Below are 16,346 nucleotides of genomic sequence, written 5' to 3' on the forward strand. Positions count from 1 at the left end.
CCAAGTGGCAAGCAACTGGCCGCATATCTGGTGAGTGTAGAACCGACGGTTGAAGGCGAAGCGCAGAACGCGCTGCGTGCCCGTTTGCGTGAGCATCTGAAGACCACGCTACCGGACTATATGGTGCCAGCGCACCTGCTGTTCCTGGCGCAATTACCGCTGAGCCCTAACGGCAAGCTGGACCGCAAGGCCTTGCCCAAACCGCAGAGCAGCCAGCAGCAACAAGTGTATGTGGCACCGCAAACGGTGCTGGAACAGCAGATTGCGGCGATCTGGGCTGAGGTGCTCAAGCTGGAGCGTGTCGGTCTGACGGACAACTTCTTTGAGCTGGGCGGTGATTCAATCATCTCGATCCAGGTCGTCAGCCGGGCTCGGCAGGTCGGTATTTACTTCACGCCCAAGGCGCTGTTTCAGCACCAGACCGTGCAGGGGTTGGCCTCGGTTGCAAGGGATGATGAATCGACGACCTTGCAGATCGATCAGGGGCCAGTGACCGGCCAGGCATTGTTGTTACCGATTCAGCAATGGTTCTTCGATACGCCGATACCGGAGCGGCATCACTGGAACCAGGCGGTGTTACTAACGCCGAACAGTACTTTGCAGGCGGCGATCCTGGAGCAAGCATTGCAGGCGCTGATCAGCCACCACGATGCCTTGCGCCTGAGCTTCATCCAACAGGCTGACCAGAGCTGGACGGCCCATTATCGTGAGTTGGCCGCGCAGGATGTTTTGTGGCAGTCCAGTGTGCAAAATGACGCCGAACTGCAAGCCTTGTGCACTGAGGCCCAGACTAGCCTGAACCTTCAGCAGGGGCCTTTGCTTCGAGCGGTCCTGGCCAGTCTTGCCGATGGCAGACAGCGGCTGCTGCTCGCCATCCATCACTTGGCAGTCGATGGCGTCTCGTGGCGTATCCTGCTGGAAGACCTGCAGGCTATCTACGCACAATTGGCATCGAACCAGCCGGTCAGCCTGCCGGCCAAGACCAGCTCCACCCAGGCATGGGCCGACCGCCTGCAGGCTTACGCAAGCAGCGAGGCCTTGCAGGATGAGTTGGGGTACTGGCAAGCCCAGTTGCAAGGCGTGACTGCCGCGCTGCCCTGCGATAACCCGCAAGGTGCGCTGCGCAAGCGCCATCTCGCGACCGTTCATACCCGTCTTGATCAAACGGTGACCCGGCAATTACTGCAACAGGCTCCTCTGGCATATCGGACCCAGGTCAATGACCTGCTGTTGACGGCCTTGGCCAGGGTCATTGCTCGCTGGACCGCAGATCATGACGTCCTTGTCCAGTTGGAAGGCCATGGTCGTGAAGAGCTGTTTGACGAAATCGACCTGACCCGTACGGTTGGCTGGTTCACCAGTATGTTCCCGGTAAGGTTGAGTGCTGAGCCGTCTCTGGCGGGCTCGATCAAACGGGTAAAAGAACAACTGCGGGCCGTTCCCGACAAAGGCATCGGTTTCGGTGCGCTGCGTTATCTGGGAAGTCGGGCTGCACAACAGACGCTGGCCGGGCTGGCGCAGCCGCGTATTACCTTCAACTACCTGGGACAGCTCGATAATAGCTTTGCGGCTAAAGAGGCCGTACAGCAGACGCCCACCCTGTTGTCACCCGCCCAGGAAAACTATGGGGCTGAGCACAGCCTGGATGCACCGCTGGCTAACTGGCTTTCGATCAATGGCCAAGTCTATGGCGGTGAACTCCGCCTGGGTTGGAGTTTCAGCCGCGAGATGTTCCGCCAAGAGACCATCGAGCGTCTGGCCGATGAGTATGCACAAGAGCTTGAGCAACTGGTTGAGCACTGCATCAGTGCCGATACCTGCGCTCTGACGCCATCGGATGTTCCGCTGGCGGGCTTGAACCAGGCGCAACTGGATGATCTGCCTGTTGCGGCCGACGAGGTGCAAGACCTCTATCCGTTGTCTGCGATGCAGCAGGGCATGCTGTTCCACAGCCTGTATGACCAGGGTGGCGGTGAGTACATCAACCAGATCCGGGTAGATATACAGGGCCTGGACGTGGAGCGTTTCCGCCAGGCATGGCAACTGGCGGTGGACCGGCATGAAGTCCTGCGCGCCAGTTTTGTCACCGGCTTCGAGCAGCCTCTGCAGGTGATTCGCAAGCGGGTCAAACTGCCGTTTACAGTGCTGGACTGGAGCACGCAGGGTCAACTGGACGACCGTCTGGAGCGCTGGGCATTGGATGATCGGGAGCAAGGCTTCGATCTTCTGCACGATCCGTTATTGCGTCTGGCGGTGATCCGCACCGGCGACAACAGCCATCATCTGATCTACACCAGCCATCACATCCTGATGGACGGCTGGAGCAACTCGCAGTTGCTGGGTGAGGTGCTGCAAAGCTACGCAGGGCAGGTGCCTGGCCACAAGCCTGGCCGCTATCGTGACTACATCGATTGGTTGCTCGCACAGGACAGGACTGTCAGCAAGGGCTTCTGGGAACAACAGCTACAGCTGCTGGAGGAGCCTACGCGCTTGGCCCAGGCCCTGTCTCAGGATAAGGCGCAGCTTGGCAGTGGCTTTGCTCGTCATTATCAAGTGCTTGATGCGCAGTGCACCCGAACCTTGAATGAGTTCGCCCGCAAGCAACGGGTGACGGTCAATACGCTGGTGCAGGCGGCCTGGTTGCTATTGCTGCAACGCTACACCGGTCTTGGCTGTGTGACATTCGGCGCAACAGTCTCTGGGCGCCCGGCGGACCTCAAGGGGGTGGAGCAGCAACTGGGGCTGTTTATCAACACGCTGCCGGTCATTGCGGCACCACGATCTGAACAGTCGGTGGGTGACTGGGTGGCTCAGGTCCAGGCGCAAAACCTGGGCCTGCGTGAACATGAGCACACCCCGTTGTATGAGATCCAGCAGTGGGCAGGGCAGGGCGGTGAAGGGCTTTTCGACAACATTCTGGTGTTCGAGAACTACCCGGTTTCTGATGCATTGCAACAAGGTGTTCCGGGTGGGCTGGTGTTCAGTGGGATAGAGAACCACGAGCAGACCAACTATCCGCTGACGCTGGCCGTGGGGCTGGGGGAAACCCTGTCGATAGATTACAGCTTTGACCGAGCGCATTTCAGTGAGCCGGGCATTGAGCAGGTGGCTGCACACTTCGCTCATTTGCTACAGGAACTGGTACGCGATGCGCTGGCGCCGGTGGGTGATCTGCCGCTCCTGAGTGCAGAGCACTCTCAGCAGATTATCAATGAGTGCAATAGCAGCAAAGCCCATTATCCGGCTCAGCAGTGCCTTCATCAGTTCATCGAGCAGCAGGTGTCGAAAACTCCGGACGCGACGGCCGTGGCCTTTGATCAAGCACTGAGCTATGACGAACTGAACCGTCGGGCCAACCGTCTGGCGCACAAGCTGCGTGAGCAGGGTGTGGGCCCGGATGTGCTGGTAGGCCTGGCAGTGGAACGCAGCCTGGAGATGGTGGTGGGCCTGCTGGCGATTCTCAAGGCCGGTGGTGCCTACGTGCCGCTGGACCCTGAATACCCGCAAGAGCGTCTGAGCTACCTGATGCAGGACAGTGGCATTGGCTTGTTGCTGACCCAGTCGCACTTGGTGACAGATTTGCCGGTGTCGGCCCAAGTTCAGGTGCTGAACCTGGATGAAGTCGCACAGGCCCTGGTGGCCTACAGCGAGGCCAATCCGGTCAACCTGACTCACCCGGATAACCTGGCGTATGTGATTTATACCTCGGGCTCGACCGGCAAACCCAAGGGCACCTTGCTGGCGCACCACAACGTCGTGCGCCTGTTCCAGGCGACCGAAGCGTGGTTCCAGTTCAATGCCCAGGACGTGTGGACGGTGTTCCACTCCTACGCCTTCGACTTCTCGGTGTGGGAGCTGTATGGCGCGCTGCTGTATGGCGGCAAGGCGGTCATCGTGCCCAAGGATGTGGCACGCTCACCAGAAAGTTTCCATGCCTTGCTGAAGAACCAGGGCGTCACGGTGCTGAACCAGACCCCATCGGCGTTCAAGCAACTGATCCCGGTGGCCTGTAACAGCGATGCTGACCTGGCCCTGCGCTATGTGGTGTTTGGTGGCGAGGCCCTGGATGTGGGCAGCCTGGCGCCATGGTTCGAGCGCTTTGGCGATCAGCAGCCGCAACTGATCAACATGTACGGCATCACCGAAACCACGGTGCACGTGACCTACCGGCCGCTGTCCAAAGCCGACCTGCAACAGGCGGCGGTCAGCCCGATCGGTGAGGTGATCCCGGACCTGTCGTGGTACCTGCTCGACGGCCAGCTCAACCCGGCCATCCCTGGTGTGCAGGGTGAGTTGCACATTGGCCGTGCGGGCCTGGCGAGGGGTTATCACAACCGTGCGGCGCTGACCGCCGAGAGGTTTATCCCCAACCCGTTCGACACCAGCGCCGAAGGCGGCAGCCGCCTGTACCGCAGTGGCGACCTGGGCCGCAGCCAGGCCGGTGGTGTAGTGGAGTACGCCGGGCGTATCGACCATCAAGTGAAGATCCGCGGCTTCCGGATCGAGCTGGGCGAAATCGAGGCGCGGGTCAAGGAACATCCGGGCGTGCGTGAGGCGGTAGTGCTGGATATCGACGGTCCGGTGGGCAAGCAACTGGTGGCGTATCTGGTGCCGGACGCCGAGCAGGTGACTGAAGAACAGCAGGCTGAACTGCGCGACCGTTTGCGTGCGGGGCTCAAGGCAGTGATGCCGGATTACATGGTGCCGGCGCACTTCGTGTTTCTTGAGTCCCTGCCGCTGACGGGTAACGGCAAGCTGGACCGCAGGGCATTGCCGACGCCGGATGCGAGCGCTAGCCAGCAAGTCTATGTCGCGCCACGTACAGAGCTTGAGCAGCAGGTTGCGGCGATCTGGGCGCAGGTGCTGAAGATCGAGCAGGTCGGCCTGAGCGATAACTTCTTCGAGCTGGGTGGCCACTCGTTAATGGCTACTCAAATGATTTCTCAAATCAACGCGCAACTGGGCATTGACCTGCCTCTACGCCTTATTTTCGAGACCCCTATGTTGAGCGAGTTCTCTCTGGCGCTGGAAAACCATGGCCTCTCTTTGAGTGACGATGGGCTGAGCGATATCGAAAAAATGATGAATGAAATGGCAGAGGTTTGAGATGCAACCGACTACCGCTGAACGTATCGCCAAACGCTTCGTCTCTCTGCCGGTTGAGCAACGCAAGCAGATTCTCGACAAGATGATCGAGTCGGGGCAGAGCTTCAGGCTGCTGCCCATTGTGCCGACGCATCAGGATGTTGAACGCATTCCTTTGTCCTATGCCCAGCAGCGCCTGTTTTTCATGTGGCAGATGGAGCCTGAGAGTTCTTTTTATAACGTGCCGATGGCCGTGCGGCTGACTGGTCGTCTCGACGATCAGGCGATGACCAGGGCGCTTGAGCTATTGGTGCTGCGGCATGAATCGTTGCGCACCCGTTTCACTGGTGTGGAGGGTGAGTTCTACCAGGACATCCAGGCACAATCGCCTGTAACTCTGGACATTCAGTCCTTCAGTGAACGCCCGACCGAGCAAGCGCTACAGGCGTTCGTGCATGATGAACTTGCCCGGCCATTCGATCTGGTCAATGGCCCGGTCATGCGTGCCAGGCTGGTGCACTTAGGTGAAGCCGAGCACCTGCTGACGGTGTGCATGCATCACATCGTGTCCGATGGCTGGTCCAGTGAACTGGTCGTATCGGAGTTCGTCCAGCTCTACACTGCGTTGGTCGAAGGCAGTGAGGCCACGTTGCCCGAGCTGCCCATCCAGTATGCCGATTATGCGATCTGGCAGCGTTCCTGGCTTGAGGCGGGCGAGGGCGCCCGCCAGCTTGATTACTGGAAGCAGCAGTTGGGCGAAGAGCAGCCTGTGCTGGATCTGCCACTGGACCGTGACCGACCTGCCAGCCCCAGTTATCGCGCAGCCGTGGTCGCGGCGGACATTCCTCAGGCCCTGGCGGCTGAATTGAGAGCGCTGGCGCGCAAGAATGGCAATACCCTGTTCATGCTGGTATTGGCTGCCGTGGCCGTGGTGCTTTCACGCTACAGCGGGCAGGCGGATATCCGCATCGGTGCACCGAACGCCAGTCGCAACCGCACGGAGCTGGAAGGGCTGATTGGCTTTTTCATCAATACCCAGGTTCTGCGGGTCCAGGTGAACGAGCGCTCGACCTTTGCTGAACTGATTGATCAGGTCCGCGACGTGGTGACCGGCGCGCAGTCGCATCAGGATCTGCCTTTCGAGCAACTTGTCGACGCGCTGCTGCCTGAGCGTAACCTGGGCTATAACCCGCTGTTTCAGTTCAAGATCAACCAGAACGTGCAGAGCGCCGATAACGGTGCTGCACGACTTGGCGGCATCACAGTCGATGCGTTCCCATTGGGCGAGGTTGACGCGCATTTTGACCTGGCTTTTGACTTCACCGATACGCCAGCCGGCATTGACGCCGCTTTTACCTATGCCACTGATCTGTTCGATGAACCGACCATTGAACGCATGGCTGCGTCCTTGCGGGCCACACTGGAGGCGCTGGTTCGTGAGCCGGACGCCCGACTGCTCGATCATGTGCAAAACAGCACCGGGGCTCTTGAGGCAAGCCAGCAGTCGTTCCCCTGTAACCACTTCCTTGAGCTCTGGCAACGTGGCCTGGCCCTGGGGGGGCAGGGTGAAGCGTTGCGTGCTGGCACGAAGCGGGTCAGCTATGCGCAACTGGAGAGCGATTCCAACCGGCTGGCGGGCTATCTAAGAACGCTGGGCGTCGCTACCGGCAGTGTCGTTGCGCTGTGTCAGGAGCGTGGTATCGAGTGGGTGACAGCGATGCTGGCCGTACTGAAGGCCGGTGGCGCCTATCTGCCCCTGGACAGCCAACAACCGGCCGAGCGCTTGCAGCAGTTGCTGCATGACAGTGGTGCGCACGTCTTGCTCCATCAGGCTCAAGATACCCGTTTTGCCGACGTACAGGGCGTGCAGGTCCTGCCTTGGAACCCACAGGTATGGGCAGATTACAGCGCTCATGCCTTGGAGCAGTCGTTGACGCCTGAGCAGCCGGCTTACCTGATCTACACCTCTGGTTCTACCGGACAGCCCAAGGGTGTGCAGGTCAGCCATGGCGCGCTGAGCAATTATGTCCAGGCCGTGCTGGACCGTCTGCAACTGGCCGCTGAAGGCAGCCTGGCGATGGTGTCCACGGTGGCGGCGGATCTGGGGCACACCATGCTGTTTGGCGCCTTGGCGTCTGGTCGCCTGTTGCATCTGCTGCCCCACGACCTGGCGTTCGACCCTGATGGCTTTGCGGCGTACATGGCCGAGCATCAGGTGGCGGTGCTCAAACTGGTGCCCAGCCATTTGCATGGTTTGCTGCAAGCGGCCAGTCCGGCCGATGTGCTGCCCGAGCAACTGCTGGTCCTGGGCGGCGAAAGCTGCTCGTGGGAACTGGTCGACAAGGTTCGCCAATTGCGTCCTGGCTGCCGGGTCGTCAATCACTATGGTCCGACCGAAACCACGGTGGGGGTTCTGACCCATGAGGTCCGGCAACGTTTGCCAGGGTATCGCAGTGTGCCGGTTGGTTTGCCCTTGGCCAATGGCTGCGCCGCGATTTTCGACGCCTGGCTTAACCCTTCTGCGCAGCACGTCGCCGGTGAGTTGTACCTGGGCGGGCATGGCTTGGCGCAAGGCTACAAGGGCCGCGCCGCCCTGACAGCCGAGCGCTTCATTCCGACTGAGAATGGCCAGCGGTTGTATCGCACAGGGGATCGCGCTCGTATGCGGGCTGACGGTTTGATCGAGTTCATCGGTCGCTCCGACGATCAGGTAAAGATCCGTGGCTACCGGGTTGAGCCTAGGGAGATCAGCCAGCTGCTGTTGGGGCTTGCAGGTGTCAACGAGGCCGTGGTTCTGCCGTTGCCGCTGGAGGGCGATCCTTCTCGCCTGCAATTGGTGGCTTACTGCTTGGTGACGCCAGGACTCACCGTGGCTGATCTGCAGCTGCTTCTACAGCAGCGCTTGCCGGACTATATGGTGCCGGCGCAGATCATCCTGCTTGAGCGTTTGCCGCTGACCGCCAATGGCAAGCTGGACAAGCGCGCCTTGCCCAAGCCTGGCGCTGTTTCTGGTAGCTACGTCGCGCCGCAAGGTGAGATCGAGTGCATCTTGGCTGACGTCTGGGCTCAGGTGCTCAAGCGCGATCAGGTCGGGACTACCGATAACTTCTTTGAACTGGGTGGCGATTCGATTCTGAGTCTGCAGATCATCGCCCGGGCCAAGCGCCAGGGCATCAAGCTCACCCCCAAGCAGGTATTCGAGCAGCAGACCATCGGGCAACTGGCCAAGGTCGCCAAACTGATCGAAGCCAGGCCGCCGGCTACCCAGCCTGTCCGTGCGGTGGAAAAACGTGCGCCTCTGGTTGTTCTCAGTGCTGAGCAGTTGGCCAGCCTGCCAGTGCCAGCCGAGGACATCGAGGATATCTACCCGCTTTCTCCGATGCAGCAAGGCATGCTGTTTCACAGCCTGCTCGACAAAGAGGCCGGGCACTATATCAACCAGCTACGCGTGGATGTGCAAGGGCTGGATGTCAAGCGCTTCAAGGCGGCCTGGCAGGGGGCGATCAGCCGGCATGAAGCGCTGCGGGCGAACTTCGTCGACGTGGACGGACCGTTGCAGGTGATCCGTAAGCGGGTCGATGCACCTTGTACGGTGCTGGATTGGCGTACTCAAGACGATGTAGGGCATAAGCTGGATGAGTGGGCACTTGAGGATCGTCGCCAGGGCTTTGACCTGGCCCGTGACTCGATGCTGCGTTTGGCGTTGATCCGCACAGGCGACAATACCCATCACCTGATCCACACCACCCATCACATCCTCCTTGATGGCTGGAGTAATTCGCAATTGATGGGCGAGATCCTGCAGAGCTACACCGGCGCTACGCTGGCGCCGGTTGCCAGCCAGTATCGGGACTACATCGAGTGGTTGGGCAAGCAGGATGCGGCGGTTAGCGAGACCTTTTGGAAGGCACAACTGTCGGGGCTGGAAGAGCCCACTCTGCTGGTCCGGTCGATCAGGCAGCCGCAACTGCAAGCCGACTCAGGGTATGGCTATCACCCGCTTGTGCTGGGCCAGCAACAGACCGCCGTGCTGAGTGATTTCGCCCAGCGCCAGCGGGTGACCGTCAACACCCTGGTGCAGGCCGCCTGGATCTTGCTGTTGCAGGGCTATACCGGGCAAGACAGTGTCGCGTGCGGTGTCACCGTTTCCGGACGGCCTGGCGAGCTGGACGGCGTCGAACAGCAACTGGGCCTGTTTATCAATACGCTGCCCCTTATTGCACGCCCGCTGCCGGAACAAAGCGTCGCACAATGGTTGCAGACTCTACAGTCGCAGAACTTGGCGTTGCGCGAGTATGAACATACACCGCTGTATGACGTGCAACGTTGGGCTGGAAAAAGTGGTGAGGCGTTGTTCGATACCTTGTTGATGTTCGACAACTATCCGGTTTCACAGGCCTTGGAGAAGGGAGTTTCGCATGGGCTGGTATTCAACAACCTGAATGAGCGGGGGCAAACCAGTTATGGATTGGTTATTGCTGCTAACCTGGGGGAAGTGCTGACACTTGGTTTCAACTATGCCGGCGCCGAGTTTTCAGACAGTACTGTTAAACAACTTGCGCTTGCACTTGAGCGGTTACTGCTGGAGTTGACCCTGTCGCCGCAGCGGGCGGTAGGTCAGGTTCCGCTGCTGGCGAGCGAGGATGCTGCGCAGCTTGTTCAACAATTTAATAGCAGCGAAGTCCGTTATCCGGCCGCACAGTGCCTGCATCAGCTCATCGAGCAGCAGGTGGCGAAAACTCCGGACGCGACGGCCGTGGCTTTTGATGATCAAGCGCTGAGCTATGCCGAACTGAACCAGCGGGCCAACCGCCTGGCGCACAAGCTGCGTGAGCAGGGCGTGGGCCCGGATGTGCTGGTGGGTCTTGCGGTGGAGCGCAGCTTGGAAATGGTGGTCGGGCTGTTGGCGATTCTCAAAGCGGGCGGCGCCTATGTGCCGCTGGACCCTGAATACCCGCAAGAGCGCCTGAGCTACCTGATGCAGGACAGTGGCATTGGCTTGTTACTGACCCAGTCGCATCTTCAGGCGCAATTGCCGGTGCCCGAGTCTGTTCAGGTCTTGAGCCTGGATGAAGTGGCCGCCGATCTGCTTGTCTACAGCGAGGCCAACCCGGTCAACCTGACTCACCCGGATAATCTGGCGTATGTGATTTATACCTCGGGTTCGACCGGCAAACCCAAGGGTACCTTGCTGGCGCACCACAACGTCGTGCGCTTGTTCCAGGCGACCGAAGCGTGGTTCCAGTTCAATGCCCAGGACGTATGGATGGTGTTCCACTCCTATGCCTTCGACTTCTCGGTGTGGGAGCTGTATGGCGCGCTGCTGTACGGCGGCAAGGCGGTCATCGTGGCCAAGGATGTGGCGCGCTCGCCGGAGCATTTACATGCCCTGCTGAAAAATGAAGGCGTCACGGTGCTGAACCAGACCCCGTCGGCGTTCAAGCAACTGATCCCGGTGGCCTGTGACAGCGATGCTGACCTGGCCCTGCGCTATGTGGTGTTTGGTGGCGAGGCCCTGGATGTGGGCAGCCTGGCGCCATGGTTCGAGCGCTTTGGCGATCAGCAGCCGCAACTGATCAACATGTACGGCATCACCGAAACCACGGTGCACGTGACCTACCGGCCGCTGTGCAAGGCCGACCTGCAACAGGCGGCGGTCAGCCCGCTCGGCGAAGTGATCCCGGACCTGTCGTGGTACCTGCTCGATGGCCAGCTCAACCCGGCCGTGCCGGGTGTGCAGGGCGAACTGCATATCGGCCGTGCGGGTCTGGCACGCGGTTATCACAACCGTGCGGCGCTGACTGCCGAGCGGTTTATCCCCAACCCGTTCGACACCAGTGCCGAAGGCGGTAGCCGCCTGTACCGCAGTGGCGACCTGGGCCGCAGCCAGGCCGGTGGTGCAGTGGAGTACGCCGGGCGTATCGACCATCAAGTGAAGATCCGCGGCTTCCGCATCGAGCTGGGCGAGATCGAGGCGCGAGTCAAGGAACATCCGGGCGTGCGTGAGGCGGTGGTGCTGGATATCGACGGCCCGGTGGGCAAGCAACTGGTGGCGTATCTGGTGCCGGTGGCCAAGCAGGCTGCTGAAGATCAGCAAGCAGGGCTGCGCGACAGCCTGCGAGAAACCCTCAAGGCGCTGATGCCGGATTACATGGTGCCGGCGCACTTCGTGTGTCTTGAGGCATTACCGCTGACGGGCAATGGCAAGCTGGACCGTAGGGCGCTGCCCAAGCCTGCCGCCAGCGTGAGCCAGTACACCTACGTAGCGCCACGTACAGAGCTTGAGCAGCAGATGGCATCCATTTGGGCTGAGGTTTTGCAGGTCGAACGGGTAGGTTTGACGGATAACTTCTTCGAACTGGGTGGGCATTCTTTGCTAGCGCTTTCTGTGTTGTCGCGTGTGCGTTTATCCCTGGGTACAACCCTTAACCCTTCGGTGCTGTTCCAGTATCCGGTTCTGGAGGCTTTTGCCGGGCAACTGGTGCCAGAAGATACGAGTGATTTTGAAGCGAAACTCAAACGGCTGGACCTGTTTGCCGAAGAGCTGGAGGATGTTCAATGAACACGGAAGTCGCACTGAATATTGCCAAGCGCTTCATTACGCTGCCGACGGCAAAGCGCAGGCTGTACCTGGAAAAAATGTATGCCGAGAATATTTCGCCTGCCAATTTGCCGGTGCCGCCGGTGCAATCGTTATTTGATTGCATCCCGCTGTCTTTTGCTCAGCAACGCCAGTGGTTTCTGTGGCAACTGAACCCTGACAGCCCTGCGTACAACATTCCCACGGTGCTAAAACTGACCGGCTCTTTGCACAAAGAAGCATTGCGACTCAGTTTTCAGTACCTGATACAGCGACATGAAAGCCTGCGTACGACGTTTGGCCAGGATAACGAACAGTCGATTCAGATCATTCACCCAGCTCAGCCATTTACCCTGGACATCGAACACTTGCCGGCCGGCCAGAGCGTCGAGAGCTGGGTTGAAGAGCAAGTGCGTCGACCGTTTGATCTTGAGCAAGGGCCGCTGCTGCGGGTAACGCTGCTCGCGCTGGCGGACGATGAACATGTACTGGTGGTGACCCTGCACCACATCATCTCCGATGGCTGGTCAATGCCCATCATGATCAATGAGTTGATCCAGCTGTATGAAGGCTTCAGCCAGGGCCAGGCGGTGGATCTGCCAGCCTTGCCGATCCAGTATGCCGACTACGCCATCTGGCAACGCAACTGGATGGAGGCAGGCGAACAAGAGCGGCAGCTGGCTTATTGGCTAGAAAAACTTGGCGGGGAACAGCCGGTGCTGGAGTTGCCTACTGACCGTGCGCGTCCATCGGTGCTCGATCAGCGTGGCGCTTTGCTGGAAATATCGCTTGATGCTGAACTGGCTCGCGGGCTCAAAGCCCTCGCTCAGCGCCAAGGCTGCACCCTGTTCATGCTGCTGCTGGCCAGTTTCCAAAGCCTGTTGCATCGTTATTCAGGGCACAACGATATTCGTACCGGCGTACCGGTTGCCAACCGTACGCGGGTAGAAACCGAGCAACTGATTGGCTTTTTCGTCAATACCCAAGTGCTCAAGGCCGAGTTTGATCTGCACACCACCTTTGAACAGCTGTTGCAGCAAGTTCGGCAAACGGTCCTGGAGGCGCAGACTTACCAGGAACTGCCGTTCGAGCAACTGGTAGAGGCCTTGCAGCCGGACCGGAGCTTGAGTCATAACCCGCTGTTTCAGGTGATGTTCAATCACCAGAATCAAGTAAAGGGTACCAGCCGAGAGGTTCAGGGCCTGCAAGTCCAAGGGCTGTCGCGAGAGAGCATTTCGGCCCAGTTCGACCTGACCCTCAATACCTTCGAGTATGAGGCCGGTATCGGGGCTGCGTTGACCTATGCAACAGCATTGTTTGACGCCTCGACCATCGAGCGCCTGGGCCGACACTGGTTGCAGTTGCTGGAGCAGGTGGTACGTCAGCCAGGGCAGCGTATTACCGAGCTGGCGTTGCTTGATGCTGAGGAACATCAGCAGATCGTTGCCCAGTGGAATCGCACCCAGGCCAGCTACCCGGCTGCCCAGTGCCTGCCTCAGTTGATCGAGCAACAAGTACTCAAGACGCCGGATGCCGCCGCGTTGCTGTTTGGCGAACAGTCCTTGAGCTATGCCGAACTGAACAGTCGAGCCAACCGCCTGGCGCACAAGTTGCGCGAGCTGGGCGTGGGCCCAGATGTGTTGGTAGGCATTGCGGTGGAGCGCTCCGTCGAGATGGTGGTGGGTCTGTTGGGCATTCTCAAGGCCAGTGGCACCTATGTGCCGCTGGACCCTGAGTACCCTAAGGAACGCCTGGCCTACATGCTCGAACACAGCGGCGCGCGTTTGTTGTTGACCCAGGAGCGGCTGCTGGAGCAACTGCCAGCCACCGGTATCAACACCTGGTGCCTGGACCGCGATTGGCCGCAACTGGCCGATTACTCCAGCGACAACCTGGATGTAGCCGTGCATCCGGAACACACGGCTTACTGCATCTACACCTCAGGCTCCACCGGTAAGCCCAAGGGCGTGGCAGTGCGGCACCAGGCGCTGGTCAACTTCCTGTTCAGCATGGCGCAGCAGCCGGGCCTTGAGGCGAGTGACCGGGTACTGGCGCTGACCTCGCTGTCGTTCGACATTGCCGGGCTGGAGCTGTACCTGCCCTTGCTGGTGGGCGCTTCGGTGGTGCTGTTGGCTGATCGCGAGAACCAGGATCCGCAGGCATTGCTGAGGCTGATCGAACAGCAGGCGGTGACCACCGTACAAGCGACCCCGTCGACCTGGCGCATGCTGCTGGATGCAGCCGGCCCCGAGGCGCTGCGCAATTGCCGGTTGCTCAGTGGAGGTGAAGCCCTGGCCCCAGACCTGGCCAATCGTTTGCTGGAACGCAGCGAGCAGGTGTGGAACCTGTACGGTCCGACCGAGACCACCATCTGGTCGGGGCTGCACTGCCTGAACCGTGAGGCACCCGCGCCGCTGTTGGGTAAGCCAATCGCCAATACCACGCTGCATATCGTTGAGCAGGGCCTGAGTGCCGCACCGATTGGGGTGGCCGGTGAACTGCTGATTGGCGGCGACGGTCTGGCCCGAGGTTATTTGCATCGCCCGGACCTGACGGCCGAGCGCTTCGTGCCGAACTCGTTCGACACCAGTGAGCAGGGTGGTGGGCGGTTGTATCGCACCGGTGACCTGGCGCGTTATCACACAGGCGGGGTGATCGAGTACATCAGCCGCATCGACCACCAGGTGAAGATTCGCGGCTTCCGTATCGAACTGGGCGAGATCGAGGCCAAGCTGCTGGAGCACGACGTGGTGCGTGAGTCGGTGGTCATCGATGTCGACGGCCCGGCTGGCAAGCAACTGGCGGCGTATCTGGTGTCCACTGACGAGCGGAGCACCGAGCAGCAGGACCAACTGCGCAGCAGCCTGCGTGAGCAACTGAAAGCCAGCCTGCCGGACTACATGGTGCCCTCGTATCTATTGTTCCTGGACAAGTTGCCGCTGACACCCAACGGCAAACTGGATCGCAAGGCACTGCCCAAGCCCGATGCCAGCCAGCAGCAACAGCTGTATGTGGCACCGAAGACCGAGCTGGAGCAGCAGGTTGCGGCGATCTGGGCGGGCGTGCTGAAGATTGAGCAGGTGGGCCTGACCGATAACTTCTTTGAGTTGGGCGGTCACTCGTTGCTGGCCACCCAAGTGATCTCCCGAGTGCGTCAGGTATTGAATATCGAGCTGCCGCTGCGGGTGCTGTTTGAGGCATCGGTGCTCTCTGAGTTTGTTGCGAGGATCTCTGACGGTACGATTAGCCAAGCCCCTGCATTCACGCGCGCTGACCGTGAACAACCGTTGAAGCTGTCATTTGCCCAGCAACGCCAGTGGTTCCTGTGGCAACTTGCGCCGGACAGCGCGGCCTATAACATGCCAGTCGCTCTGCGCTTGCAGGGCGCTCTTGACGATACCGCGCTGCGCAACAGTTTCGATACGCTGATTGCCCGCCATGAAACCCTGCGCACCACGTTGCACCAGGAAGGCGAGCAGGTGGTGCAGATCATCCATGCTCCGCAGTCGGCGACCATCGAGGTTGAGGCGCTTGATAGTGAGGCAGCGATTCAGGCCCGTGTCGAAGCCGAGATTCTGCGACCATTCGATCTGGTGCATGGTCCGCTGCTACGGGTGAAATTGCTGCGCCTGACCGATGATGATCACGTGCTGGTGCTGACTATGCATCACATCGTGTCCGATGGCTGGTCGATGCCGGTGATGGTGGATGAACTGGTCCACCTGTATGAAGGCTACCGTCAAGGCCATGATGTAGACCTGCCGGCGTTGCCCATCCAGTACGCGGACTATGCGGTGTGGCAACGCAACTGGATGGAGGCCGGTGAGCAGGCGCGCCAGATCGCTTACTGGACCGAGCTACTTGGCGGCGAACAGCCGGTGCTGGAGCTGCCGCTGGACCGTCCACGTCCTTTGGTACAGAGCCAGGCCGGTGCCAGCCTGAATCTCGATCTGGATACCCATTTGTGCGGTGCGCTCAAGCACCTTGCCCAGCAACAGGGCGTGACACTGTTCATGGTGCTGTTGGCCTCGTTCCAGACCTTGTTGCATCGCTATTCGGGACAGGCCGAAATTCGTGTCGGGGTGCCGAATGCCAACCGCAACCGGGTAGAGACCGAACGGCTGATCGGCTTCTTCGTCAATACCCAGGTGCTCAAGGCCGAGTTCGACCTGCACATCACGTTCAATGAGTTGCTGCAGCAGGTCAAGCGCACGGCGCTGGGTGCCCAGGTGCATCAGGATCTGCCGTTCGAGCAACTGGTGGAGGCATTGCAAGTCGAGCGTAGCCTGAGCCATAGCCCGTTGTTCCAGGTGATGTTCAACCACCAGACCGAGACTAAAGGCAGTGCCAGAGTGCTGTCAGGTCTACGGGTGGAAGGCCTGGAGTGGAGCGAGCAGTCGGCCAAGTTTGACCTGACGCTCAATACTTTCGAATCCGAAGCGGGTATCGGTGCTTCTTTGAACTACGCGACGGCGTTGTTTGATGCCTCTACCGTGCAGCGGCTGGGCCGGCATTGGGTTCAGTTGCTGGAGCAGGTGGTGCAGCAGCCTGGGCAACGCGTGGCTGAACTGCGGCTGCTCAATGCACAAGAGCAACAGCAGATCGTCAGCGACTGGAATCGCACCGAGGTCAGCTACCCGGTTGAGCTGTGCATTCATGAACTGATCGAGCAACAGGTCGC

General features: G+C 59.9%; 3 protein-coding genes. All 3 read left to right on the forward strand.

The window, feature by feature from the left end:
* The coding region (locus NRB16_RS28335) for a non-ribosomal peptide synthetase (protein WP_257107503.1) at positions 1 to 5,106 on the forward strand (5,106 nt) is incomplete at its 5' end.
* Between the two features lies 1 nt (position 5,107).
* Positions 5,108 to 11,647, forward strand: a complete 6,540-nt coding sequence (locus NRB16_RS28340) for a non-ribosomal peptide synthetase (protein WP_257107504.1) — start codon at positions 5,108 to 5,110, stop codon at positions 11,645 to 11,647.
* The coding region (locus NRB16_RS28345; RefSeq protein WP_257107505.1) for a non-ribosomal peptide synthetase at positions 11,644 to 16,346 on the forward strand (4,703 nt) is incomplete at its 3' end. The genes NRB16_RS28340 and NRB16_RS28345, both read left to right, overlap by 4 nt.

It is taken from the genome of Pseudomonas sp. LJDD11, assembly GCF_024584215.1.
In the GTDB taxonomy this organism is placed as follows: Bacteria; Pseudomonadota; Gammaproteobacteria; order Pseudomonadales; family Pseudomonadaceae; genus Aquipseudomonas.

Coding starts and splice junctions, on each gene's coding strand:
- NRB16_RS28340 (WP_257107504.1), top strand. CDS start 5,108: ATGCAACCGACTACCGCTGAACGTATCGCCAAACGCTTCGTCTCTCTG.